Raw genomic sequence first — 24,498 nt, 5'->3', positions numbered from 1 at the left:
CGGCAGATCCGTCTCCGCCCGCCCCCGCTTCTGACCGCAACCCCCGTCTCCGCCCGCAACTCCGTCTCCATCCGCAGATCCGCTTGCGCCCCCAACCCCGCTTCCGCCCCCAACCCCGCTTCCGCCCCCAACCCCGCTTCCGCCCCCAACCCCGCTTCCGCCCCCAACCCCGCTTCCGCCCCCAACCCCGTCTCCGTCCGCACCCCCCTTCCGATCGCAACCCCGACGCCGTATCCCTGGAGGCAGTTGAATGGGCCGCACCGCTCCCGCGCCAGGCCTCGAAATCGGACTGCTCGTCCAGGTCCCGGAGAAGCACCCGCCCGGCGCCGACGTCCGGATCGAAGCCCATGTGAAGGTCGAGGCGGTCGCCGTCGGGCCCCGCGACCGGATTCCCGCCGACGAGCTCGCCCTCGTCATCGCGGTGGATGTCGCCGCAGCACGCCGTGCCGCGGCCGTCGCCGCGCTGGCCGAAGCCGTGGGCGCGCTGCCCGACAAAATCTCCTACACGGTGCTGGGCGGCAAGGCCTCCCGGTGCTACCCGTTGCACGGCCGCTGGGCGATCGCCGATACGGACGACAGACGCCGCGCCGCGTTCAGCGTCGGACGGATCGCCGCCGCCGGGCAGCGGCCGACCGGATACGCCGGCTGGCTGGCCAGGGCGCGCGAACTGTTCGCCGAATGCGCGCTCCCCGTGCGGCATCTGCTACTGATCACCGACGGGAGCGGCCGGGGCGAGGAGGACGACGCCTACCGGCAGGACAGCGGGCTGCACGCCGAACTCGCATGCTGCGAAGGAGAGTTCACCGCGGATGTGCTCGCCCTCGGGGAGACCTGGGACCCGGCTTCGCTGCTCGCCGTCGCGGAACGGCTGCACGGCGCCGCCGCGTACGCACCCGATGCGTTCGCCCCCGCCGTCGACGAGGCCATCGGCCGGCTCCGTACGATCCGCAGCCCCGCACTCCCCCTCACGGTCACCGTACGTCCGGCGGTGCGCGAGGTGACCCTCACCGAGACCACCCCCCATCAGCAGCAGCTCGACCCGGCCGGCGACGGGGGCGATCCGCGCCGGCCGGTGTTCCTCACCCATCAGTGGAAGGAGGAGACCCGCGACTACCTCCTCGCCCTCCGGGTGGACGCGGCCAACGATCCGCTGGGGGTGCCGCTCCAGCTCGCCACCGTCTCCATCGGCGAGATCACCGAAGCGGTCGTGGTCCGCTGGCTGCCGTCGGGAGCCGCCGCGGCCACGGCGGGCCCGTCCGGTGGCGCGGACCGGAGCGTCCACGCCATGAACGCCTCCACCGAGATACGGACCGCCCTCAAACGCGCCTACGACGCCCTCGATCTGGAGCGGCGCGGGGAGGCCGAGGCGCAGTTCGGACGTGCGGTCCGGCTGGCTGCCGGGATCGGCGCCTCCTGGGTCCCGGCCGAGGTCCGCAATGTCGCCGAGATCGTCGACGACCGGCAGGGGCGGGTCAGGATCGGGCCGACCGTCGACCGGGGCACCGTCCGCCGCGGTCAGCTGAGCATCGCCTCCGCGCACCGGGTGGAACTGCCCGACGCTGCGGCCGGGTCACCGGCCCGATGCCCGGACTGCGATCACCCGGCGGGCCCCGCCGCCCTGTTCTGCATCGCCTGCGGGAGGCACCTGTGATGCCCTGGCCGACCCGCTGGATCAGCGCCCTGCGGACCCGCCGGTCCAGCGGTTCACGGACCCGGCGGCTTTTGGAATGGCATCTGACCGCGATGCTGGTGGCCGCCCTGGTCTCGGTGACCGTCCTGCTCGTCTCGTACCGCGAGGTGCAGATCTCGGCGGGCGAGATGCGCTCCCGCGGCGCGCCCGCCGTGCAGGGGGTGGCCGCCACCCAACTCGCCCTGCTGCGCGCCCATCAGGAGGCCGAGGCATCCGTGCGCCAGGACATCGACCATGTGGTCGGGGCCGGTGCGCGGTACGAGAACCAGCTCGCCGCCGCCGGGCAGGGGCTCTCCCGGCTCTCCGACGTACAGATCGACGGGGACCGGGGCCGCGGGGTACTCGAAACCGTCAACGGCGTGCTGACCTCGTACAGCAGCTCCATCACCCCCGGCGCGGTGAAGTATGTGTCGGACGATCTGATGCAGCGGGAGAAGTTCGCAGAGGCCAGAACGCTCCTCAGCCGCGACGGCACCGGTGTGGTGCCGCGCCTCGACGTCCTCCAGAAGCACCAGATGCAACGGATCGGGACCATCAGCTCCATGGGCACCCTCCAGCGGACCGGCTGGGTGATCGCCGAACTCGCCCTGCTGGCCATGGCACTGACCACCCTGTCCGCGCTCCGGGTGCTGCGCAGCCGCTGCGGGCGCAGCCTCGACCCCTGGCTGCTGACCTCGCTGGCGGCCACGGTCGTGCTGGCGGTGTTCCCGCTGTGGGCGACCACGATCACCCAGCACCGGCTGGACACCGCCCGCGACGGGCTCGTCGAGATCGAACAACGGGCCCACGAACACCATGACCTGGCCAGGTCCCAGCAGCGCGTCACCGACAGGTCGACGAGCGTACGCAGCGATCTCGCCGCCCAGGACTGGCAGAGCTGGACCTATTACGGAGCGCTGGGTGGCAGCGCGCTGATCGTTCTGCTGCCCGCCGTCGGTATCGGCAGGCGCCTCAACGCCGACTACTGGAGGGCCGGATGATCCCGCCCGCCCGCGCCCTTCTGTTTGTGATGGCCCTGGTCCTGACCGCGGCGGGCTGCGGACTCGCGGCTCCGGGCGGCAGCGACGAACAGCCGAAGGTGACGATCCTCGGCCCCTGGACCGACGACCAGGAGAAGCAGTTCAAGGACGTCCTGGACGGCTTCGGCATCCCGTACACCTACCAGGGCACCGCCGCCACCCGGGAGGTCCTGCTCGCCGAGGTGCAGGCGGGCAATCCGCCCGACATCGCGATCCTGCCGGGCGTCGGCGAGCTCGTCGAGTACGCCGCCGAGCACCGGCTGCGCTCCCTGGACGGCCTGTACGAACCCAAGGAGTACGGCAAGCCCTGGCAGCCCGAGGCGCAAGGCATCGCCGACGATCTGTGGGTGCCGCTCAAGGCCGACCTCAAGAGCATCGTCTGGTACCGCAAGGACCGGCCCCCGCCCGCCCAACCCGCACCGCTGGCCTCCTGGTGCATCGGTATGGGCGACGACGGGGCCTCCGGCTGGCCCGGCAGCGACTGGATCGAGGACCTGATCCTGCAGAGCGCCGGCCCGGTGCTGTACGAGCGATGGGCGACCGGGGACATGAAATGGACGGACGACCCGGTGGTCAACGCCTGGACCAGATGGGCCGGGCTGCTGGCCCAGGATCCCGCGGCTGCCCGCCGGGCCCTGCTCTTCGACCATCGGGGCAGGCCCGGCGGGCACGGACTGCTCTTCGGGGGTGACTGTGACCTGGAACACCAGGGCTCGTTCGCCCGGTCGTTCTACGGAGACCTGAAGGAGCGGGCCGCCTTCACGGACTCCGCGCCGCTGCTGCCCGGTAGTCCCGGAATGAAGGGCCGCGAGGTGTCCGCCGACTTCGCCGCCCTGTTCGGCCGGTCCGCGCAGGCCCGCGATCTCCTCAGACTGCTCGCCTCCCGAAAGGCCCAGGAGGAGTGGGGCCGCAAGGCCGGGGTATTCTCGCCGAACTCCGCCGTGCACGCCAAGAACGGAGCGGTCGAGAAGGAGATCAGCAGCCGGTTCACCGACCACCGGGTGCCGCTCTGCCTGGACGCCTCCGACGTCATGCCGGCAGCCGTACGGGACGCCTTCTACGAAGCGGTCCTACTGACCATCGCTCACCCCGGTGACCCGGTGCGGGACCGTCTTGAGGACGTCCAGAAGGTCCAGGACGCCCAACCGGAGGACACCCCGAGGTTGACACGGGTGTGCAGCAGACCACAGTGAGTCTTTGTCGGACCCTCACAAAGTCGGGACCGTGCAGGCTGGCACTTCGCCTGCATAACTCCGTGATTCTGTCAGGCTCCACCAGGAAACGGGGCAGGAGACTGTGCGGAGTCGACGGCAGGATTTGCTTGCTGGGCTTCGTAGGGTCAGTACATGACCGTTGTGGACGAAACCTCGGGCGAGCAGCCGAGCGACACCCGTGGCCGTGTGGCCGAACTGCTGGCACTGCGCGAGCAGGCCCGCCGCGGACCGAGTGACCGGGCGACCGAGGCGCAGCACGCCAAGGGCAAGCTGACGGCGCGTGAGCGCATTGAGCTGCTGCTGGACCCGGGGTCGTTCAAGGAGGTCGAGCAGCTTCGCCGGCACCGGGCGACCGGCTTCGGCCTGGAGGAGAAGAAGCCGTACACCGACGGCGTCATCACCGGCTGGGGCACGGTCGACGGCCGCACCGTCTTCGTCTACGCACACGACTTCCGCATCTTCGGCGGCGCGCTGGGCGAGGCCCACGCCACCAAGATCCACAAGATCATGGACATGGCCATCTCGGCCGGTGCCCCGCTGGTCTCGCTGAACGACGGCGCGGGCGCCCGAATCCAGGAGGGTGTCAGCGCGCTCGCCGGATACGGCGGGATCTTCCAGCGCAACACCCGGGCCTCCGGCGTCATTCCGCAGATCAGCGTGATGCTCGGCCCGTGCGCGGGCGGCGCGGCCTACTCCCCGGCGCTCACCGACTTCGTGTTTATGGTCCGCGAGACCTCCCAGATGTTCATCACCGGACCGGACGTCGTGAAGGCGGTCACCGGTGAGGAGATCACCCAGAACGGCCTCGGCGGCGCCGATGTGCACGCCGAGACCTCGGGCGTCGCGCACTTCGCGTACGACGACGAGGAGACCTGTATCGCCGAGGTCCGCTACCTGATCGGGATGCTGCCGTCCAACAACCGGGAGAACCCGCCCACCGTGGCGAGCGACGACCCGGCCGACCGGCGCGGCGACGTCCTGCTGGACCTGGTGCCGGCCGACGGCAACCGCCCGTACGACATGCACAAGGTCATCGAGGAGCTCGTCGACGACGGCGACTACCTGGAGATCCACGAGCGCTGGGCCCGCAACATCATCTGCGCCCTGGCCCGTCTGGACGGCTCTGTCGTCGGCATCGTGGCCAACCAGCCGCAGTCCCTCGCCGGTGTCCTGGACATCGAGGCGTCGGAGAAGGCGGCCCGGTTCGTCCAGATGTGTGATGCATTCAACATTCCCATCATCACTCTTTTGGACGTCCCCGGCTTTCTGCCCGGGGTGGATCAGGAGCACGGTGGAATCATTCGGCACGGTGCGAAGCTGCTCTACGCGTACTGCAACGCCACTGTGCCGAGGATCTCGCTGATCCTGCGCAAGGCCTACGGCGGTGCGTACATCGTGATGGACAGCCAGTCCATCGGTGCGGATCTTACGTACGCCTGGCCGACCAACGAGATCGCGGTGATGGGCGCCGAAGGTGCCGCCAACGTCATCTTCCGTCGGCAGATCGCCGACGCCGAGGACCCGGAAGCCATGCGGACCCGCATGGTCAAGGAGTACAAGGCCGAACTGATGCACCCGTACTACGCCGCCGAGCGCGGCCTGGTCGACGACGTCATCGACCCCGCCGAGACCCGCGAGGTGCTGATCGCCTCGCTCGCCATGCTCCGCTCCAAGCACGCCGACCTGCCGTCCCGCAAGCACGGCAACCCCCCGCAGTAGTCCGCGGCCCGCGCAGCAATCTGCCGAGCCCGCGAAGACCTGCCGAGAAGACGGAGAAACAACCCATGAGCACTGCCGCCGAGTCCGTGCTGCGTGTCGAGAAGGGTCTTGCCGACCCTGAGGAGCTGGCCGCGATAACCGCGGTCCTGCTCGCCCGCGCCGCCGCCCAGCCCGCCGCGACGAGCCCCGCCCACCGCGGCCGCAGCACCGCCGGATGGCGCCGCCTGGAACGCACCCCGGGCTTCCGCGCCCCGCACTCCTGGCAGGGCTGAGTTCTTTTCTGTCCTCGGTCGCCGGACGGGCTTGAAATCAAGCCCGTCCGGCGACCGAGGACACAGCGCGGCCGAAGGCAGCGCAACCACAAGGCCCCCGCACTCCCGAGGAGTGCGGGGGCCTTACGCATGTCTGCCGGGCGGCGAGCCCTACCGCAACCGAGCCATCAGTGCATGCTCCACGAGCGTGATGAGCGCGCTCTTGGCATCCGCGCGGTGCCGGGCGTCCGTCGTGAGAATCGGGGTGTCGGGGCCGATCTGGAGCGCCTCGCGGACCTCGTCGGGCGTGTAGGGCTGGTGTCCGTCGAAGCCGTTGAGGGCGATGACGAACGGGAGCCCGCTGTTCTCGAAGTAGTCGACTGCGGGGAAGCAGTCGGCGAGACGCCGGGTGTCGACGAGGACGACGGCTCCGATGGCGCCGCGGACCAGGTCGTCCCACATGAACCAGAAGCGGTCCTGTCCGGGCGTACCGAAGAGGTACAGGATCAGGTCCTGGTCCAGGGTGATGCGGCCGAAGTCCATCGCCACCGTCGTGGTGGTCTTGTCCCCGGTGTGCGTCAGGTCGTCGATGCCCGCGGACGCGGACGTCATCACGGCTTCGGTGCGCAGCGGATTGATCTCCGAAACGGCACCGACGAACGTGGTCTTACCCACGCCGAAGCCCCCTGCCACCACGATCTTCGCGGAGGTAGTGGAGCGGGCTGCTCCGCCGCTAGAGCTTGCGAAGTCCACTGAGCACCCTTTCGAGCAGTGTCACATCTGGCTGGCCGCCGGCGGACTCTTCGCCGCCGGGCTGATGGATAGCGACGAGTCCGGCCTCTGCCAGGTCGGCTACGAGGATCCGGGCAACGCCGAGTGGGATCGAGAGCAGCGCCGAAATCTCGGCGACCGACTTGATCTCGAAGCACAGTCGGCAGATCCGCTGGTGCTCGGGCAACTGCCCTTGCAGCCGGGACGGATCGGCCGTGGTACTGACCAACGCCTCAATGGCGAGTTGGTAGCGCGGTCGGGTCCGGCCGCCGGTGATGGCGTACGGACGGACCAACGGATTGTGCGCGGCGGGCGCGGCGGGCTCGGGAGCCTGCCGCGGCTGTACGGGCTGGATGCGGGGCGGCTGGGACGAGCCGTGGTGGTGCGGCCGCGGCGGAGGCCAAGCGGTGTTCTGCTGGGCGCCCTGCGGCTGCTGCGGCTGCTGATAGGGCTGATACGGCTGCTGCGTGCCCTGCCTGCTCGGTGTGGAGGGGAAGTTGAAACGGTTGTCCCCGTGCTCACCCGGTACGTTCTGGCCACCGTTGTACTGGTGTCCGTCTGGGGGTGTTGCCACGATTCCTCCTCCTCCGCCTGCCGGTCCCGTCCCAGGGGGTCCGCGCCACCGCACCTTATGGCCCGGTGGCGCGAAACGCACTGTCTGTCTGTTAGTTAAGAAGACTTCCTTGAAGTTCGGCGCGGAGGTCCGGGGTGAGGACGGTGCCCGCGCGGTCGACAAGAAGGGCCATTTCGTACCCGACCAGACCGATGTCGGCGTCCGGATGCGCGAGCACGGCCAGCGAAGATCCGTCGGAGATGGACATGATGAAGAGGAATCCGTGCTCCATCTCCACAACTGTCTGATTCACTGCGCCGCCCTCGAAGATCCGGGAGGCGCCCGAGGTCAGCGAGGTCAGACCGGAGGCGACGGCCGCCAGCTGGTCGGCACGGTCACGTGGGAATCCTTCCGACATGGCCAGCAGGAGTCCGTCGGCGGAGACCACCACCGTGTGCGACACCCCGGGGGTGTTGTCCACGAAGTTGGTGATCAACCAGTTCAGATTCTGCGCCGCCTGGCTCATCGGGCTCACACTAACGCTCCTGGTTGTAGGTATTACTTGTGTCCGAACCCTCGTTACGTCCCCGCAGCACGCCCCGCCGCAGGTTGCTCAACCTGCCACGGACGTCCTCGGGGGCGCGAGAGACCTGAGGGCCGCCCTGCAAGGTCTGCTCCGCCGTACCCTCGACCAGATTGGCCTTGGGCACCCGCCGGGGGAGTCCGGACGGGGTGACCCCGCCCGCCTTCGGCTCCCGGAGCTGCTCGGCCCGCTCCCAGCGCTCGTCGTTCGTCGAGCGCCAGTCGGCGGAGCCGTTCCCGTCCTGCTGCGCGGGCGACTGCTGCGGCGGCAGTTCCTCCTGCTGCTGCGGCTGCTGCTGCGCGGCGACGGGCCGGTTGTTCCCGCGGCCGGTGGGCTGCCAGTGCTGCTGACCGCCCCTGCGCGGCAGACCGGCCTCGGTCAGCTCGGGACCTGAGTTCGGGATGGGTCCCGGACGGTCGAAGCCTACGCGTTCCCGCGGCTCCGCGGCAGTGCTCGGGAGAGATTCCGCTTCGACTTGTGCCGATGGCTCGTAAGCACCCTGGTGCGCGCCCTGATTCGCCCACTCATCCTGGTGGGACCGGGGAGCGAACTGCTCCTCGTACGACGGCTGCGCGCTCCCGCCGGCCGCATACGCATCCTCCGCATAGCCGCCCTTGTACGACGTCTGCTCGTACGGCTCCTGGGCGTACCCGTTCTCGGCGTACCCGTTGTCCGAGGGCTCGTTCCCGGCGTACGGCTCCTGCGCGAACTGCGGGCGCTCGCCGTCGGCCGTCCGAGCCCCCAGCGCGGCCCGGCGCTCCTTGCGCATCAGCGAGCGGCCCACCGGCTCCAGCTGCGCGGCATCCACCGACGGCTGCTCGTAGCGCGAGTCGTCGAAACCGAGCTCCGCCGCCGTGCGCATCGAGGGCTGCGGCGCCGGCTGCCCGGAGGTCTGCTGCCGCGGAATGATCGAGGAGACGGTGAAGTCGTCCTGCGCGGAAGCCGGTTCGCCACCGCCACCGTGGGTGATGGCGTCCGGCAGCATGACCAGCGAGGTGGTTCCGGCCTGCTCGCCCGAGGGGCGCAGCTGGACCCGGATGCCGTGCCGGTCGGCGAGCCGGCCGACCACGAACAGGCCCATGCGCTGCGACACCGCGGCGTCCACGGTCGGCGGGTTGGCCAGCTTGTGGTTGATGTCGGCGAAGTCCTCGGCGGTGAGGCCGATGCCCTTGTCGTGGATCTCGATCATCACACGGCTGTCGGGCAGTCGGGTCGCCGTGACCCGCACCTTGGTCTGCGGCGAGGAGAACGTGGTGGCGTTCTCCAGCAGCTCGGCCAGCAGATGCACGAGGTCGGTGACGGACTGGCCGTGGATCTCGGTCTCCGACACCCCGGAGAGCTCGATGCGCTCGTACGACTCCACCTCGGAGGAGGCGGCCCGCAACACGTCGACCAGCGGGACCGGCTGGTTCCAGCGGCGGCCCGGCTCCTCGCCGGCGAGTACGAGGAGGTTCTCGCCGTTGCGGCGCATACGGGTGGCCAGGTGGTCCAGCCGGAAGAGGCTCTCCAGCTGGTCCGGGTCTGCCTCGTTGTTCTCCAGGTCGGAGATGAGGGTCAGCTGGCCCTCGATCAGCGACTGGTTGCGACGCGACAGGTTGGCGAAGATCGCGTTGACGTTGCCCCGCAGCATGGCCTGCTCGGCCGCCAGCCGGACGGCCTCGCGGTGCACCTGGTCGAAGGCGCGGGCGACCTCACCGATCTCGTCACGGCTGTTGATCGGGATCGGCTGGACGCGGGTGTCGACCCGGCCCGGATCGGTCCTGGAGAGCTGGTCGACCAGCATCGGCAGCCGCTGCTCGGCGACCCCGAAGGCGGCGGTACGCAGTCGGCGCATCGAGCGGCTCATCTGACGGGCCATCAACCCGGCCAGGACGAAGGCGGCCAGCAGGGAGACGATCACGACGGCGGCGTTGATGAGGGCGTCGTTCTTGGCGCTGGACGAGATGTCCGCGGCCTCGGTCACCGCTTGGTCGACGAGTTCGTTTTCGATCGTGGTGTACCCGTCGAACTTGGCGGTGGCGGCCAACATCCAGGTCTCGGGCGTGATGCCCTGCTCGGCCAGCTTCTCGGGCGACTTGCCCTGCCCGATCTGCTGGGCCATGCCGTCGAAGACCGAGCCGTCGACACTGGGCGGCGTGACGAACGGGACACCCGCGGCGTCGGCCTGCTCCTTGGCCTTCTTCAGCTTCTTCGCACCCTCGGCCGACTTGTCGGCCATGACCTGCTTCAGTCGGGCCGCGTCGGCCTCCGTACCACCGGAGACGAACTCGCCGAGCGCGATCTGCTCCAGGTAGTTGTACGAGCCGAAGGCCTTGACCTGGGCGTCGAACTTGGCGCCCTCCTGGCTCGGACGTACCAGCAGATGCATACCGATGGAACGCTGAAGCGATACTGCGGCCTTGGCGAGTTCGATCGCGTAGACCGTACGGCCATAGCTGGTGATGTTGCCGGTGCCCAGACCCAGCTCGTTGCAGAAATCCATCAGGGAGTGCTGCACCTCGGTGTAGCCCTCTTCTGTCTTCACCGGGTCCATGGCCTCGGCATAGGCTGTCTTGCGCAGATCGGGGAGCTTGGGCTCTTCCTGCCGGAACAGCTCGAGACGCCGCTCCAGGCCCTGCTTCTCGGGCAGGTCCTTCACCGCCATGTCGAACTTGGCCGCGGCCGCGTCGGTGGTGGCTTGGGCCCGGCTGACGACGGCGGCGTCCCTCTTGTTCGACAACAGGGGCTGAGCGGAGATGTCACGCTCATTGAGGAGCGCCTGGCCGTACTCGGAGGCCGCGCGCACGATCAGTGCGGTCTTCTCGGCGTCCTGCGCCTCTCGCCAGATGTCGATCGACCCCTTGACCTGGGTGCCGCCCATGACCAGGCCTACCAGCACGGGGATCAGGAGGATCGCGTTCAGCCGAGTGGGCACCCGCCAGTTGCGGGGGGACATCCGGCTGGTGCTGCCACCCGACGCCGTCTTTTTGGACACGCGGGCAGGCGACGACGCGGCGCGCGGCGGCGGGGTGAAGTTGCCCCGCTCCGGCTGCGCCGCGGAGCCCTCGTTCCTTCGCCTCACTCGACCAACAACCTCTCGGCGTCGGCACCTACGTTGTGCCGTGTTTCGTTCAGGGTCGTACTACTCGGGATTCGTCGAATTCCAGCACGCGGACCGGTCGCGTTCCAAACAGTCGGAACCAGCCATTCCGAGTGGTCCAGGCCTCGGATAAAACGGGCATACAGAGCGAGCCCCGCCAAAAGGCGGGGCTCATGTGCGCACAGTGGTACCGGGCGAATGCGTCGGGTGTCGAACGCGGGTCAATTCTCTGTCGAAACGTTATGAACACGAGGGGCGGATCGTGTCAAAGGACACAGCCCGCCCCCGTTTAGTCGCGTTAACTGCCGTATACCAATACGGACTTGTGCCTACTTCAGCCGCGCCATCAGCGCGTGCTCCACGAGCGTGATGAGGCCGCTCTTGGCATCGGCGCGGTGCCGGGCGTCCGTCGTGATGATCGGGGTGTCGGGGCCGATCTGGAGCGCCTCGCGGACCTCGTCGGGCGTGTAGGGCTGGTGTCCGTCGAAGCCGTTGAGGGCGATGACGAACGGGAGCCCGCTGTTCTCGAAGTAGTCGACTGCGGGGAAGCAGTCGGCGAGACGCCGGGTGTCGACGAGGACGACGGCTCCGATGGCGCCGCGGACCAGGTCGTCCCACATGAACCAGAAGCGGTCCTGTCCGGGCGTACCGAAGAGGTACAGGATCAGGTCCTGGTCCAGGGTGATGCGGCCGAAGTCCATCGCCACCGTGGTGGTGGTCTTGTCCCCGGTGTGCGTCAGGTCGTCGATGCCCGCGGACGCGGACGTCATCACGGCTTCCGTACGCAACGGGTTGATCTCCGAAACGGCACCGACGAACGTGGTCTTACCCACGCCGAAGCCCCCTGCCACCACGATCTTCGCCGACGTGGTGGCCCGGGCCGCTCCGCCGCTAGAGCTTGCGAAGTCCACTGAGCACCCTTTCGAGCAGTGTCACATCCGGCGCGCCGCCGGTCTCTCCATTGCCCGGCTGGTGGATGGCCACCATGCCGGCTTCCGCCAGGTCCGCGACAAGAATCCTGGCCACGCCGAGTGGCATCGACAGCAGCGCCGAGACCTCGGCCACCGACTTGACCTCACGGCAGAGGTGGCAGATCCGCTGGTGCTCCGGGAGCAGCGTCCCCAGGTGTGCGGGGTCGGCTGTGGTGGAGACCAGCGCCTCTATCGCGAGCTGGTAGCGAGGCCGGGTCCGGCCGCCGGTCATGGCATACGGACGGACCAGAGGCTGGTCGCCTTCACCGTCGTACGACGCGTGGTGCAGTGCGCCGTACGGATCGGGTGAGGCGGGTGGCGGGGTCATGAATCCTCCGGGCGTGACAGCAGAGTGTCGGCTTGCCGTCTGAAGGGGCCGGTGGGGGGCTCGAAGCGGCCGGACGGGCGAGGGATGAGGGTCAATCGAGTCTGTCATCGATCCATGTCCGCCTAGTGGAGCAGGCTTCCCTGGAGCTCGGCGCGGAGGTCCGGGGTGAGGACGGTGCCCGCCCGGTCGACCAAGAGGGCCATTTCGTACCCGACCAGACCGATGTCGGCGTCCGGGTGGGCGAGCACGGCCAGCGAGGAACCGTCCGAAATGGACATCAAGAAGAGGAACCCGCGTTCCATCTCCACCACGGTCTGGCTGACGGCGCCGCCTTCGAAGATCCGGGAGGCGCCCGCAGTCAGCGAGGTCAGACCGGAGGCGACGGCCGCCAGCTGGTCGGCGCGGTCACGTGGGAAACCTTCGGACATGGCCAGCAGGAGTCCGTCGGCGGAGACCACCACCGTGTGCGACACCCCGGGGGTGTTGTCCACGAAGTTGGTGATCAACCAGTTCAGATTCTGCGCGGCCTGACTCATCGGGCTCAACTAACGCTCCTGCTGGTGAGTGGGGCCGAGTGGGAAACTTTCGGTCGACTGGCCGTTGTTGGCCTGCCGTCCCTGTTGGATGCCCCGGCGGAGATTGGTCAACCGGCCGCGCACATCATCGGGCGCACGCGACACCTGAGGACCGGACTGGTGGTTCTGCTGCTGGGCGGTGCCCGGCACCAGATTGGCGCGGGGTACCCGGCGAGGCAGTCCGGAGGTGGTGATTCCGCCTGCCGCGGGCTTCTTGACCCGCTCCGCCTGCCGTACGAGTTCGTCGTTCGGCGAGGGGCGCCAGGAGCTTGTGGTGCCGCCCGTGTCGCCGCCGCTGGGGCGCGGTGCGGCGGGAGCGGGACTCTCCTGAGCGAAGTCGGGCGCCTGCGGCTCGGCGGGCGGCTGCTGGCCGCCCTGCTGCGGGCCGTGGAACCAATTCGTCTCCAGGGTGTCGTACAGCGGCGTGCGACCGTCCCCGGGCCCGGCCGCCGGAGGCAGCGCCTCGGGCTGCGGCTGCGGCGGCAGGATCGGACGGTACTGCGCGTCGCCGGTGGACGCGGCGATCGGACGCGGGGCACCGAAGTCCTCGTTGTCCCGGCCGCGCTGACGCGGTGCCGGCAGGCCCTGGTCCTGCGCCTGAGCGGGCTGTGGCTGTCCGAAGTCCGGGCGGGCGAACTGCGCGGTGCTCGCCGGGTCCTGGGACGACCGGTCCTGCGGGTCCGGAGCCGAGAAGTCGGGGCGGGCGAACTGCGCGGTGCTCGCCGGGTCCTGGGACGACCGGTCCTGCGGGGCCGGAGCCGAGAAGTCGGGGCGGGCGAACTCGGCGGTGGAGCCGGGGCCCTGCCGGTCGTCCATGGCCGGCCGCGGGGTGAGCGGCGGGCTCATCGGCCGCTGGAATTGGCCCGTGGACTCGGGCTCCTCGTGACCGCGCGGGGCGTCCAGCGGAGTACGCCGCGCAATGGACGGCTCCTCGGTGCCCCAACTGGTGGTCTGCGGGCGCTGCGGCTGCGGATTTCCACCGGGCAGCTCGGCGCGCGGACCACTGACCGGAGGCAGCTGACGGCCGGGTTCGACCGGGTCGCCGGGCTGCTGGAAGCCACCGCGACCGGCCGGGTTCTGCCGGGCCTGCTGCGACTGCGGAGACTGCCACGGGACCGGGCCGTTCGACCGGCCCTGCTGACCGTTCGGGTCCTGACGATTCGGGTCCTGGCCGTTCGGGTCCTGGCGGTTCTGGCCGAACAGGTCGGGCCGGCCCGAGTCCGCACGACCCGTTCCGCCGCCCTGGCCGCGGCCACCGAGCCGGGCACCGTTGCCGAAGGCGCCGGCAAGGCCGCCGCCTTGACGCTGCGGCTCCTGGCGCGAGAGGTCCTGCGGACCGGTGTTGGACAGCCCGGCGGACTGGAAGTCGACGTTCTGCTGACCGGACTGACTCTGCCGGCCCGGCTGACCCTGCTGGTTCTGAGGCCGGCGGGGGCCGCCCTCCCGCGAGGGCAGTGCGGCGCGCGGACCGGAGCCCGCACCGACCTGACCGCGCGCGGCACCCGGCCCCGCGGCGAGCCGGCCGGCCGGGGCCGACGGGGCGCCCCCGAGGCCGGGACGGGAGCCGTTGCCCGCGCCCGTACCGCTGCCACCGCCGAGCAGACCGCCGGGGGCGGCGTTCTGCTGCCCCGGCCCCTGCTTGGGGGCCGACTGCTTGCCGCCGTGCGCGACATCGACGGGCAGCATGACCAGCGCGGTCGTACCACCGGAGTCGGAGGGCCGCAGCTGGATCCGGATGCCGTGACGCAAGGACAGCCGGCCGACCACGAACAGGCCCATGCGGCGGGAAACCGAGACGTCCACGGTGGGCGGCGAGGCGAGCCGCTCGTTGATCGCCGCGAGGTCTTCGGGGGAGAGGCCGATGCCGGTGTCGTGGATCTCGACGAGCACCCGCCCGTCGGGCAGCGCGTGACCCGTGACCCGGACCTTCGTCTGGGGCGAGGAGAACGATGTGGCGTTCTCCAGCAGCTCGGCGAGCAGGTGCACGAGGTCGTTGACGACGCGGCCCGCGACCTCGGTGGCGGGCACCGCGGCCAGTTCGATGCGCTCGTACTGCTCCACCTCGGAGGCGGCGGCACGGAGCACATCGACCAGCGGGACGGGGCGGGTCCACCGGCGGCCCGGCTCCTCGCCCGCGAGGACGAGGAGGTTCTCGCCGTTACGGCGCATACGGGTGGCGAGGTGGTCGAGCTTGAAGAGCGAGGACAGCTGGTCCGGGTCGGCCTCGCGCGACTCCAGTTCGGAGATGAGCGAGAGCTGGCGCTGGATGAGGCCCTGGCTGCGGCGCGAGAGGTTGGTGAACATCGCGTTGACGTTGCCCCGCAGGAGGGCCTGCTCGGCGGCGAGACGTACGGCCTCGCGGTGCACGTCGTCGAAGGCCGCGGCCACCTTGCCGATCTCGTCCCGGGAGTGCACACCGACCGACTCGACCGAGGTGTCCACGTCCTGCGGGTCGGCCTCGGAAAGCTGCTTGACGAGCTCGGGCAGCCGGTCCTGAGCGACGCGCGTAGCTGTGTCCTGGAGCCGCCGCAGCGAGCGGATCATCGACCGGGCGACGACGAAGGCGCCGACCAGCGAGACACCGAGCACCAGCAGGATGAGCGCACCGCTGATGATCGCTTCGCGCTTCGCCTCGTCGCGGAGCTCGCGGGCCTTGCCCTCCATGTCGCTGAGGAGCGTCTCCTCGATGGTCTTCATCGCCTGGATCTTGGTGGAGCTCTGGTCGTACCAGTCCAGGTAGGAACGTGGGGCCGTGCCCTTCATGCCCGACGGACTGTCCAGCACCTTCTTCGCGTAGGCGTCGGCGGCCTTGATCTCCGGATTGCCGTCGTCCAGCGTGGCGGTCAGCTCGTCGGCGTCCTGGCCGGTGGCGGAGTAGACCGCCTCGAAGGAGCGGCGTGCCGATTCCTCCTTGCGGAGCGCGGCGCGGCCGAACTGCTGGTCGTTCTCGTCGAGGTGCGGCTGCTTGTCGTTGCCGCCGGGCAGCGACGCGGCGATGATCGCCCGCTGGACCGAGGCGTACTCCTTGGCGGAGGAGAAGGCCGCCAGCGCCCGGGTCCGCTTGATCATCTCCGAGTTGCTGGTCGCCTGCGCCATGTCCAGCGAGAGGCTCAGCAGCGAGGTGATCAGCTGGCTGTACTGGTCGACGGTCTGGAGACTCGGGGTGCCCTTGGCGTACGCCGTCTTGCGGATGTCGCGGATCTCGCCCAGCTGGCCGGCGATCTGCTGGACGCTCGAGGAGATGCTCTCGAGGGACTCGTCGCCGGAGGGGTCGCCGATCGAGTTCGTCGACTCGAAGAAGGCCGCCTTCGCCCGGTCGGTCTTCTTGCGGGGCTCGGTGACCTTGAAGTCGTCGGACTTGACCCCGTTGGACAGCGGACCGGCAGAGCGGTCGCGCTCCTCCTGGAGCGCCTGGGCGAGCGTGGTCGCCTGCTTGGTCATCTTGGTCAGCAGCTGCATGTGGTCCAGCTGCTGGATGTCGTTCATGGAGTCGTTGATCCGCAGTCCGCCCAGCGTGGTCGCGGCGACCACGGGGAGGGCGAGCAGGGAGACCAGGCGCGTGCTGATGCGCCAGTTGCGAAGAGCTACTCGCGGGCCCGTGCTGGCGGGGCCCCGGGGCTTGAGCGACGTGATCGGATCGGTGGTGCTGCTCGCTGTGGCGCCGGGGTGTCGGTCGCGGTCGCCGCTGTCGTCGGCCGCGGTCGGTCCGGCGTTCTGGGCGTGCTGGGGCGAGGAACCGCGGTCGGTCCCGCCGTGCGGCTCCTGTTCCGCCGCAGCGCTGCCATCCCTCTTGAAACGTCCCTGCACTAGCGTCGCAACCTCTGGACCAGGCGTCCCTCCGCACGGAGCGGGTGGGACGGTGTCGGCGTCGTGGGGCGTCGTGTACGCCCCATGGTGGTCGTGAGTGACCGGCGCTCTCCCCCTTCCCGCCGCCACTCGGCGCTGCGTTGCGCCCCTGCGCGCCGGCCTGAAACCCGCGGCGGTGCTTGGAATTCCAGCACAGTGCCGGATCTCCAACAAGGGCCCAGCGCCGGGCCGCGAGCCGGGTGACGCGTTGTGATGGATGAGTAACAAGCCGTGGAGCGTGTTCGAGGGCAAAGTGGGCGATTACGCGTGAATCGGCGGAGAGTGAAAGGTGTCCCAGTCGACATGATCAGGAGCGGAATGGATCATTCAGTGCTGCAATGTCCGTTTCTGTCGAGGTGGTCGACCGTCCGAAATAAGGCAATTGTCGACGCGATCGTGAGCAAACTCACATGATGATCGCGGTCTCATCCGGGCTTCCGGAGGGAATTGAATGTTTAGCCTGACGCTTTACAGTGATGGCAAATCCGACAACCGGCGCCCCTCCGGGCAGCGCCCGTACCGACAGGGTCCTCACGGCAGATGAAGACGACGACGATGTTCCGCAATATCGCCAACCCCCGGCGCACCACGCTGGCTCACCTCGAGGACGCCGACGAGCTGCAGACGCCGGAAGTGCCGGAACATGCCATCGACCTGCCCACCCAGACGGCCAACCCCCGCCGCACCATCCTCATGCAAGCCCCGGCCGCAGCCACGCAATAGGACCGGCCGGCGGGGGCGGCGTCGCGAAGGTCGGCACACCCATCTGCGGCGTTGCCGTCAGTCAACAACGCTCCGCGTTACCTCCCTCCCCGCCTTGCAGCCGCACACACCGGCCCCCGCTCCTCCTCCCGCCCTCCGATGGTCGGTGGGTCCAGCGCGCGTCGCCCCCCCTCACCCGCGTTAGCCTGAAGCGTCAGTCTTCAGCCAGCAAGTGAGAGGCGACAGCATCCCGTGCGCATCGCCAGGTTCTCCATCGACGGCAATGTCGCCTTCGGTGCCGTCGAGGGCGACGAGCCCGATGGTCTCGTCCTCGACATCATCAAGGGCATTCCGTACGCCGAGTTCGAGCTCTCCGGCACCAAGGTCCCGCTGAGCAAGGTCCGCCTCCTGCCGCCCGTGCTCCCCAACAAGGTCGTCGGCATCGGCCGCAACTACGCGGAGCACGCCGCGGAACTCGGCAACGAGGTACCGGACGTCCCCGTCGCCTTCTTCAAGCCCACCACCTCGGTGATCGGCTCCGGCGACGCCATTGAGTACCCCTCCTTCTCCAACGAGCTCCACCACGAGGCCGAACTGGCCGTGGTCATCGGCCGCATGTGCCGAGAAGTGCCGCGTGAGCGCGTGAAGGACGTCATCTTCGGCTACACCTGCGCCAATGACGTCACCGCCCGCGATGCCCAGAAGCGCGAGAAGCAGTGGGCCCGGGCCAAGGGCTTCGACACCTCCTGCCCGCTGGGCCCCTGGGTGGAGACCGACCTCGACCCCAGCGACCTGACCATTCAGGCCACGGTCAACGGCGAGCAACGCCAACTGGGCCGTACGAGCGACATGATCCGCTCGATCGAGGATCTGGTCGTCCACATCACGGAAGCCATGACGCTGCTCCCGGGCGATGTGATCCTCACCGGAACTCCCGCAGGGGTCGGACCCCTCCATGTCGGCGACGAGGTCGCCGTCACCATCGAAGGCATCGGCACTCTCACCAACAAGGTGATCAAGCGTGGTTAACGCACCCTCCCCCAAGCTCTCGGCTCCGCTCGAGCACGGGGTGCCCCCCCGTGTACGTTTCTGTCCCTCTCCGACCGGCAACCCCCATGTGGGACTGGTCCGCACCGCCCTGTTCAACTGGGCCTTCGCCCGGCACCACGGCGGCACCATGGTCTTCCGCATCGAGGACACCGATGCGGCCCGCGACTCCGAGGACTCCTACAACCAGCTCCTGGATTCGATGCGCTGGCTCGGCTTCGACTGGGACGAGGGCCCCGAGGTCGGCGGCCCGCACGCCCCGTACCGCCAGTCGCAGCGCATGGACATCTACAAGGATGTCGCCGAGAAGCTCCTCGCGGGCGGGTACGCGTACCACTGCTACTGCACCACCGAGGAGCTCGACACCCGCCGCGACGCCGCCCGCGCCGCCGGCAAGCCGTCCGGCTACGACGGCCACTGCCGCGACCTCACGACTGAGCAGATCGCCGCGTACGCGGCCGAGGGCCGCACCTCCATCGTCCGCTTCCGGATGCCCGACGAGGCGCTCACCTTCACCGACCTGGTCCGCGGCGAGCTGACCTTCCAGCCGGAGAACGTGCCGGACTACGGCATCGTCCGCGCCAACGGCGCCCCGCTCTACACGCTGGTCAACCCGGTCGACGACGCGCTGATGGAGATCACCCACGTGCTGCGCGGCGAGGACCTTCTCTCCTCCACCCCGCGCCAGCTCGCCCTCTACAAGGCGCTCATCGAGCTGGGCATCGCCAAGGACACCCCCGCGTTCGGTCACCTCCCGTACGTCATGGGCGAGGGCAACAAGAAGCTCTCCAAGCGTGACCCGCAGGCCTCGCTCAACCTCTACCGCGAGCGAGGTTTCCTGCCCGAGGGGCTGCTCAACTACCTCTCCCTGCTGGGCTGGTCGATCGCCGAGGACCGCGACATCTTCTCCATCGAGGAGATGGTGGCCGCGTTCGACATCAAGGACGTCAACGCCAACCCGGCGCGCTTCGACCTCAAGAAGTGCGAGCACATCAACGCCGAGCACATCCGCATGCTCGACGTGAAGACGTTCACCGAGGCCTGCGGCCCCTGGCTGAAGGCGCCGTTCGCCCCGTGGGCCCCGGAGTCCTTCGACGCCGAGCAGTTCGCGGCGATCGCCCCGCACGCCCAGACCCGCGTCACGGTCCTCTCGGACATCACGGTCAACGTTGACTTCCTCTTCCTCGACGAGCCGGCCACCGACGAGGCGTCCTGGACCAAGGCGATGAAGGAGGGCTCCGACGCCCTGCTCGTCACGGCCCGCGCCAAGCTGGCCGACGCCGAGTGGAACGCGGACGCCCTGAAGAACGCCATCCTCACCGCGGGCGAGGAGCACGGCCTGAAGCTCGGCAAGGCCCAGGCCCCGGTCCGCGTAGCGGTCACCGGCCGCACGATCGGCCTGCCGCTCTTCGAGTCCCTGGAGATCCTGGGCCGCGAGAAGACCCTGGCCCGCATCGACGCCGCCCTGGCCAAGCTGGCCGCGTAGCGGTTTCGCGTCACACGATGGGGTGGCTGCTCTCGCCGAGCAGCCACCCCATCGGTATTCATTTGTTCCGGGCGCCGGTCAGCTGGACTTCGTCACACTCATTGTCGACGTGGTCACGAAGCGTGGTCTGCTCGACCGCGGAGACCTGTACGAAGCCGGCAGTCCCTTCCACGACCGGGCGCCCGGTGGCCCGGACGACCTGTTCACCCCCGAGGAGATCGACGACCTGAAGATTGTCTTCATCGGCCTGCGGAGCACCGCGAAGCCCACCGCGCTCGCAGCGTAGGACCCTAGGCTGGGCCGCATGACGATCCGCGCGGTCCTCTGGGACATCGACGACACGATCTTCGACTACACGGGCGCCGACCGCGTCGGCATGAGCAAGCATCTCGAACAGGAGGGCCTGCCCGACGGATACGACTCCGTCGAGCAGGCCCTCGCAGCGTGGCGGGCGATCACCGATGTGCACTGGGCGCGGTTTGCCGCCGGGGAGACGGACTTCCAGGGGCAGCGCCGGGACCGGGTCCGGGAGTTCGTCTCGCGGGCCCTGGACGATGCCGAGGCCGACGACTGGTTTGGTCGGCACGCGGCCCATTACGAGGCCGCCTGGTCGCTCTTCCCCGATGTGCTGCCCGTTCTGGATCTGTTGGCTGACGGGTTCCGGCATGGGGTGCTGTCGAACTCCAGCATCCACAACCAGGACCGGAAGCTGCGCACGCTCGGTGTGCGGGACCGGTTCGAGGCCGTGGTGTGCGCTGTGGAACTGGGCGTCTCCAAGCCCGAGGCCGGTGCCTTCCACGCCGCCTGCGATGCGCTGGCGCTGGAGCCGCAGGAGGTCGCGTACGTGGGGGACGAGCCGGACATCGACGCGGGGGGCGCGGTCGCCGCAGGGCTGATGGGGATCTGGCTGGACCGGGGCGGACGCGGCGGGCGGCCCGAACTCGTCCGTATCAACGGGCTCGGTCAGTTGCCCGGCCTGCTGGCGGGCAATACCCGTTTTGGAGCGCCGGACACCTTCGGGTAATGTTCTTCCTGCGCCGCCCGAGCGGAACGAAAGATCCGAACGGGAAGCGCAAGCAGAACAAAACCCCTTAAAGGGGTTGAGTTTTGGTGGGCTATGGTGTAATTGGCAACACTACGGTTTCTGGTACCGTCATTCTAGGTTCGAGTCCTGGTAGCCCAGCGCAGAAATGCAACAGAAGTAACAAGCCCCCGTTGTGTAGCGGCCTAGCACGCTGCCCTCTCACGGCAGTAGCGCCGGTTCGAATCCGGTCGGGGGTACAGATCCTTCCCGCGAGATCATCTGGGTCGCACCCACGTTCTCGATGCAGGATCGCTAGGGCCCCCGTTGTGTAGCGGCCTAGCACGCTGCCCTCTCACGGCAGTAGCGCCGGTTCGAATCCGGTCGGGGGTACTTGTAACACCATGGGCTATGGTGTAATTGGCAACACTACGGTTTCTGGTACCGTCATTCTAGGTTCGAGTCCTGGTAGCCCAGCGCAGAAATGCAACAGAAGTAACAAGCCCCCGTTGTGTAGCGGCCTAGCACGCTGCCCTCTCACGGCAGTAGCGCCGGTTCGAATCCGGTCGGGGGTACAACAGAGCGACAGAGAAGGGCCCTTCACCTCGGTGAGGGGCCCTTCTGCTTGTCCTTGAGGTATGTCTCCCCGTCATCTCCGGGGCCCGGACGGTGACTTGGTGGAGGCCGCCGCGACGCTGGGGCGGCCGAGGGAAGTTGCGGACGTCAGCCGGTGCGGCGCAGGGCCTCGCTGAGCCGTGCCGCCGAGTCGATGACCGCCTGGGCGTGCATCCGGCCCGGGTGCCGGGTCAGTCGCTCGATCGGTCCGGAGACCGAGACGGCGGCGACCACCCGGTTGGAGGGGCCGCGCACCGGCGCCGAGACCGAGGCGACGCCCGGCTCGCGCTCGCCGATCGACTGGGCCCAGCCCCTGCGCCGTACGCCCGAGAGCGCCGTTGCCGTGAAGCGGGCGCCCTGGAGGCCGCGGTGCAGGCGTTCCGGCTCCTCCCAGGCCATCAGGATCTGGGCCGACGATCCGGCCTTCATGGTGAGTGTGGAGCCGACCGGCACGGTGTCCCGCAGACCGGACAGCCGCTCCGCAGCCGCCACGCAGATCCGCATCTCGCCCTGTCGCCGGTAGAGCTGCGCGCTCTCGCCTGTGATGTCGCGGAGGTGGGTGAGCACCGGTCCCGCCGTGGCCAGCAGGCGGTCCTCGCCCGCCGACGCCGCGAGCTCCGCCAGCCGGGGGCCGAGAATGAAACGGCCCTGCATATCCCTCGCCACCATCCGGTGGTGTTCCAGTGCCACGGCCAGTCGATGTGCCGTGGGTCGTGCGAGCCCGGTCGCCGCGACCAGCCCGGCGAGGGTGGCCGGACCGGACTCCAGGGCGCTCAATACCAGAGCTGCCTTGTCGAGAACGCCGACGCCGCTAGAGTTGTCCATACGACGATACTCCCGTCTCACTCTGTGAAACGCAAGTTCAATTTTCGGCGGAAGTTGCGAATCTGTACGGGCGGCCACACAACGGCCCGTAGCCACCGCCCCGCACGGGGGTCCGGACGGCGGCGCACCGAATCTCTAGTTGGGTCGGCGAAGACGCCGGCCGGAGGGAAAGCGATGGGTAGGACACTCGCGGAGAAGGTCTGGGACGACCATGTCGTCCGGCGCGCCGAAGGTGAGCCCGACCTCCTCTTCATCGATCTGCACCTGCTGCACGAGGTGACCAGCCCCCAGGCCTTCGACGGCCTGCGGCAGGCCGGACGCAAAGTGCGGCGACTCGACCTCACCATCGCCACCGAGGATCACAACACCCCGACCCTCGACATCGACAAGCCGATCGCGGACCCCGTCTCCCGCGCCCAGTTGGAGACCCTGCGCAAGAACTGCGCGGAGTTCGGCGTACGGCTGCACCCGCTGGGTGACGTCGAGCAGGGCGTCGTGCACGTGGTCGGCCCACAGCTGGGTCTGACCCAGCCCGGTACCACGGTCGTCTGCGGCGACTCCCACACGTCCACACACGGAGCCTTCGGCGCGCTGGCGTTCGGCATCGGCACCAGCCAGGTCGAGCACGTCCTGGCCACCCAGACACTGCCGATGGCCCGTCCGAAGACCATGGCGATCACCATCGACGGCGAACTGCCCGATGGTGTCACCGCCAAGGATCTGATCCTCGCGATCATCGCCCGGATCGGCACCGGCGGCGGCCAGGGCTACATCCTCGAATACCGTGGCCCGGCCATCGAGAAGCTCTCGATGGAAGCCCGGATGACCATCTGCAACATGTCGATCGAGGCCGGCGCCCGGGCAGGCATGATCGCCCCGGACGAGACCACCTTCGACTACCTGGAGGGCCGCGACCACGCCCCGCAGGGCGAGGACTGGGACGCCGCCGTCGCGTACTGGAAGACGCTGCGTACCGACGACGACGCGGTCTTCGACGCCGAGGTCGTCATCGACGCCGCCGCACTGGCACCGTTCGTCACCTGGGGCACCAACCCCGGCCAGGGCGCGCCCCTGTCGGCAAACGTCCCCGACCCGGCTTCGTACGAGGACGCCTCGGAGCGGGACGCCGCCGAAAAGGCCCTGGAATACATGGGGTTGACCGCCGGACAGCCGCTGCGCGAGATCAACGTGGACACCGTGTTCGTAGGTTCCTGCACCAACGGCCGGATCGAGGACCTGCGTAACGCGGCCGCGATCCTGGACGGCCGCAAAGTCGCGAGAGGCGTACGGATGCTGGTCGTTCCGGGCTCCGTCCGGGTCGCTCTGCAGGCCGTCGAGGAGGGCCTGGACAAGGTCTTCACCGCCGCTGGTGCCGAATGGCGGCACGCCGGCTGCTCGATGTGTCTCGGTATGAACCCCGACCAGCTGGCCCCCGGCGAGCGCTCGGCCTCCACCTCGAACCGCAACTTCGAGGGCCGGCAGGGCAAGGGAGGTCGTACGCACCTGGTCTCCCCGCAGGTCGCCGCCGCCACCGCCGTGCTGGGCCACCTCGCCTCGCCGGCCGACCTGTCCGACGCTCGTACGCCCGCCGGAGTCTGAGAATCATGGAAGCTTTCACCACACACACCGGCCGGGCCGTCCCGCTGCGCCGCAGCAACGTCGACACCGACCAGATCATCCCCGCCCACTGGCTGAAGAAGGTCACCCGCGACGGCTTCGAGGACGGACTCTTCGAGGCCTGGCGCAAGGACGAGAACTTCGTCCTCAACCGCCCGGAGCGCAGCGGTGCCACGGTGCTGGTGGCCGGTCCCGATTTCGGCACCGGATCGTCCCGCGAGCACGCCGTGTGGGCGCTGCAGAACTACGGTTTCAAGGCCGTCATCTCCTCCCGGTTCGCCGACATCTTCCGCGGCAACTCGCTGAAGAACGGGCTGTTGACCGTCGTTCTCGACCAGAAGGCCGTCGACGCGCTCTGGGAGCTGACCGAGGCTGACCCTGCGGCCGAGATCACCGTCGACCTGGAGGCGCGCCAGGTCCGTGCCGAGGGCATCACGGCCGATTTCGAGCTTGACGAGAACGCCCGCTGGCGACTGCTGAACGGGCTGGACGACATCAGTCTCACCCTTCGGAACGAAGCGGACATTGCGACTTATGAGGTGCTAAGGCCGACCTTCAAGCCGCGTACAATTAACGCCTGAGCAGC

At 69.1% G+C, this 24,498-nt stretch carries 21 protein-coding genes and 5 tRNA genes; 17 read left to right on the top strand and 9 right to left on the bottom strand.

What is annotated here, in order from left to right; translation table 11 throughout:
• The first annotated feature begins 250 nt into the window (after positions 1-250).
• The 5 genes from ACZ3IC_RS04415 to ACZ3IC_RS04395 all read left to right on the top strand — a co-directional run bounded on the left by ACZ3IC_RS04415 (position 251) and on the right by ACZ3IC_RS04395 (position 5,914).
• On the top strand, positions 251-1,651 hold the full coding sequence (locus ACZ3IC_RS04415; protein ID WP_467412496.1) for a vWA domain-containing protein: 1,401 nt from the start codon (positions 251-253) through the stop codon (positions 1,649-1,651).
• On the top strand, positions 1,651-2,670 hold the full coding sequence (locus ACZ3IC_RS04410) for a hypothetical protein (protein ID WP_467412493.1): 1,020 nt from the start codon (positions 1,651-1,653) through the stop codon (positions 2,668-2,670). The genes ACZ3IC_RS04415 and ACZ3IC_RS04410 overlap by 1 nt, the downstream gene beginning before the upstream one ends.
• Entirely contained in the window at positions 2,667-3,902 is a 1,236-nt protein-coding gene (locus ACZ3IC_RS04405; protein ID WP_467412492.1) for a carbohydrate ABC transporter substrate-binding protein, read from the top strand. The genes ACZ3IC_RS04410 and ACZ3IC_RS04405 overlap by 4 nt, the downstream gene beginning before the upstream one ends.
• 153 nt (positions 3,903-4,055) lie before the next feature.
• On the top strand, positions 4,056-5,642 hold the full coding sequence (locus ACZ3IC_RS04400; RefSeq protein WP_467412490.1) for an acyl-CoA carboxylase subunit beta: 1,587 nt from the start codon (positions 4,056-4,058) through the stop codon (positions 5,640-5,642).
• 65 nt (positions 5,643-5,707) lie between these two features.
• A complete protein-coding gene (locus ACZ3IC_RS04395) occupies positions 5,708-5,914 on the top strand; it encodes an acyl-CoA carboxylase subunit epsilon (RefSeq protein ID WP_467412488.1) in 207 nt (68 codons plus the stop codon).
• A gap of 150 nt (positions 5,915-6,064) precedes the next feature.
• On the opposite strand, the gene ACZ3IC_RS04390 is transcribed toward ACZ3IC_RS04395, so the two are convergent.
• From ACZ3IC_RS04390 to ACZ3IC_RS04355, 8 genes are all read right to left on the bottom strand, one after another.
• Positions 6,065-6,646, bottom strand: a complete 582-nt coding sequence (locus tag ACZ3IC_RS04390; protein WP_014048542.1) for a GTP-binding protein — start codon at positions 6,644-6,646, stop codon at positions 6,065-6,067.
• On the bottom strand, positions 6,627-7,238 hold the full coding sequence (locus tag ACZ3IC_RS04385; RefSeq protein ID WP_467412485.1) for a DUF742 domain-containing protein: 612 nt from the start codon (positions 7,236-7,238) through the stop codon (positions 6,627-6,629). Before ACZ3IC_RS04385 ends, ACZ3IC_RS04390 begins: the two co-directional genes overlap by 20 nt.
• Positions 7,239-7,329: 91 nt before the next feature.
• Positions 7,330-7,743 carry a roadblock/LC7 domain-containing protein gene (locus ACZ3IC_RS04380; RefSeq protein ID WP_467413115.1) on the bottom strand — a complete coding sequence of 138 codons (414 nt, stop codon included), beginning with the start codon at positions 7,741-7,743 and terminating at the stop codon, positions 7,330-7,332.
• A gap of 10 nt (positions 7,744-7,753) precedes the next feature.
• On the bottom strand, positions 7,754-10,861 hold the full coding sequence (locus ACZ3IC_RS04375; RefSeq protein ID WP_467412484.1) for a sensor histidine kinase: 3,108 nt from the start codon (positions 10,859-10,861) through the stop codon (positions 7,754-7,756).
• A gap of 347 nt (positions 10,862-11,208) precedes the next feature.
• Positions 11,209-11,790 carry a GTP-binding protein gene (locus ACZ3IC_RS04370; protein WP_275537291.1) on the bottom strand — a complete coding sequence of 194 codons (582 nt, stop codon included), beginning with the start codon at positions 11,788-11,790 and terminating at the stop codon, positions 11,209-11,211.
• On the bottom strand, positions 11,771-12,178 hold the full coding sequence (locus tag ACZ3IC_RS04365; RefSeq protein ID WP_072487285.1) for a DUF742 domain-containing protein: 408 nt from the start codon (positions 12,176-12,178) through the stop codon (positions 11,771-11,773). The genes ACZ3IC_RS04370 and ACZ3IC_RS04365 overlap by 20 nt, the downstream gene beginning before the upstream one ends.
• A gap of 122 nt (positions 12,179-12,300) precedes the next feature.
• The gene (locus tag ACZ3IC_RS04360; protein ID WP_006127850.1) at positions 12,301-12,714 is read right to left on the bottom strand and encodes a roadblock/LC7 domain-containing protein; all 414 of its coding nucleotides are present in this window, start codon (positions 12,712-12,714) and stop codon (positions 12,301-12,303) included.
• 9 nt (positions 12,715-12,723) lie between these two features.
• Positions 12,724-16,560, bottom strand: a complete 3,837-nt coding sequence (locus ACZ3IC_RS04355; protein ID WP_467412481.1) for a sensor histidine kinase — start codon at positions 16,558-16,560, stop codon at positions 12,724-12,726.
• A 579-nt stretch (positions 16,561-17,139) separates the two neighbouring features.
• Here ACZ3IC_RS04355 and ACZ3IC_RS04350 point away from each other — a divergent pair.
• The 10 genes from ACZ3IC_RS04350 (at position 17,140) to ACZ3IC_RS04305 (ending at position 21,430) form a co-directional block, all read left to right on the top strand.
• Positions 17,140-17,322 carry a hypothetical protein gene (locus ACZ3IC_RS04350; protein ID WP_467412479.1) on the top strand — a complete coding sequence of 61 codons (183 nt, stop codon included), beginning with the start codon at positions 17,140-17,142 and terminating at the stop codon, positions 17,320-17,322.
• A gap of 231 nt (positions 17,323-17,553) precedes the next feature.
• The gene (locus ACZ3IC_RS04345) at positions 17,554-18,330 is read left to right on the top strand and encodes a fumarylacetoacetate hydrolase family protein (protein WP_467412478.1); all 777 of its coding nucleotides are present in this window, start codon (positions 17,554-17,556) and stop codon (positions 18,328-18,330) included.
• Positions 18,323-19,834 (top strand): glutamate--tRNA ligase, encoded by a 1,512-nt coding sequence (gene gltX, locus ACZ3IC_RS04340; RefSeq protein ID WP_467412475.1) that lies wholly within the window; start codon positions 18,323-18,325, stop codon positions 19,832-19,834. The genes ACZ3IC_RS04345 and gltX overlap by 8 nt, the downstream gene beginning before the upstream one ends.
• A gap of 109 nt (positions 19,835-19,943) precedes the next feature.
• Complete coding sequence (locus ACZ3IC_RS04335; protein WP_467412473.1) at positions 19,944-20,120, top strand: hypothetical protein; 177 nt, start codon at positions 19,944-19,946, stop codon at positions 20,118-20,120.
• Between the two features lie 18 nt (positions 20,121-20,138).
• Positions 20,139-20,858 (top strand): HAD family hydrolase, encoded by a 720-nt coding sequence (locus tag ACZ3IC_RS04330; RefSeq protein WP_467412472.1) that lies wholly within the window; start codon positions 20,139-20,141, stop codon positions 20,856-20,858.
• An 87-nt stretch (positions 20,859-20,945) separates the two neighbouring features.
• Positions 20,946-21,017, top strand: a tRNA-Gln gene (locus ACZ3IC_RS04325).
• 25 nt (positions 21,018-21,042) lie between these two features.
• A tRNA-Glu gene (locus ACZ3IC_RS04320) sits at positions 21,043-21,115 on the top strand.
• Positions 21,116-21,175: 60 nt separating this feature from the next.
• Positions 21,176-21,248: transfer RNA gene (locus tag ACZ3IC_RS04315), tRNA-Glu, on the top strand.
• A 12-nt stretch (positions 21,249-21,260) separates the two neighbouring features.
• A tRNA-Gln gene (locus ACZ3IC_RS04310) sits at positions 21,261-21,332 on the top strand.
• 25 nt (positions 21,333-21,357) lie between these two features.
• A tRNA-Glu gene (locus ACZ3IC_RS04305) sits at positions 21,358-21,430 on the top strand.
• A 148-nt stretch (positions 21,431-21,578) separates the two neighbouring features.
• Here the strand turns inward: ACZ3IC_RS04305 and ndgR are convergent.
• The gene (ndgR, locus tag ACZ3IC_RS04300; RefSeq protein WP_467412470.1) at positions 21,579-22,295 is read right to left on the bottom strand and encodes an IclR family transcriptional regulator NdgR; all 717 of its coding nucleotides are present in this window, start codon (positions 22,293-22,295) and stop codon (positions 21,579-21,581) included.
• 174 nt (positions 22,296-22,469) lie between these two features.
• On the opposite strand from ndgR, the gene leuC reads away from it, so the two are divergent.
• Both leuC and leuD read left to right on the top strand, forming a co-directional pair.
• Positions 22,470-23,894, top strand: coding sequence for a 3-isopropylmalate dehydratase large subunit (gene leuC / locus ACZ3IC_RS04295; RefSeq protein WP_467412467.1), 1,425 nt, complete (start codon positions 22,470-22,472; stop codon positions 23,892-23,894).
• A 5-nt stretch (positions 23,895-23,899) separates the two neighbouring features.
• Positions 23,900-24,493 carry a 3-isopropylmalate dehydratase small subunit gene (gene leuD / locus ACZ3IC_RS04290; RefSeq protein WP_467412464.1) on the top strand — a complete coding sequence of 198 codons (594 nt, stop codon included), beginning with the start codon at positions 23,900-23,902 and terminating at the stop codon, positions 24,491-24,493.
• Positions 24,494-24,498 lie beyond the last annotated feature (5 nt).

This window comes from Streptomyces sp. NPDC002958, assembly GCF_055563255.1.
Note: the sequence above shows the minus strand (reverse complement) of the source record. Positions and strands in the feature narration are given on the sequence as shown.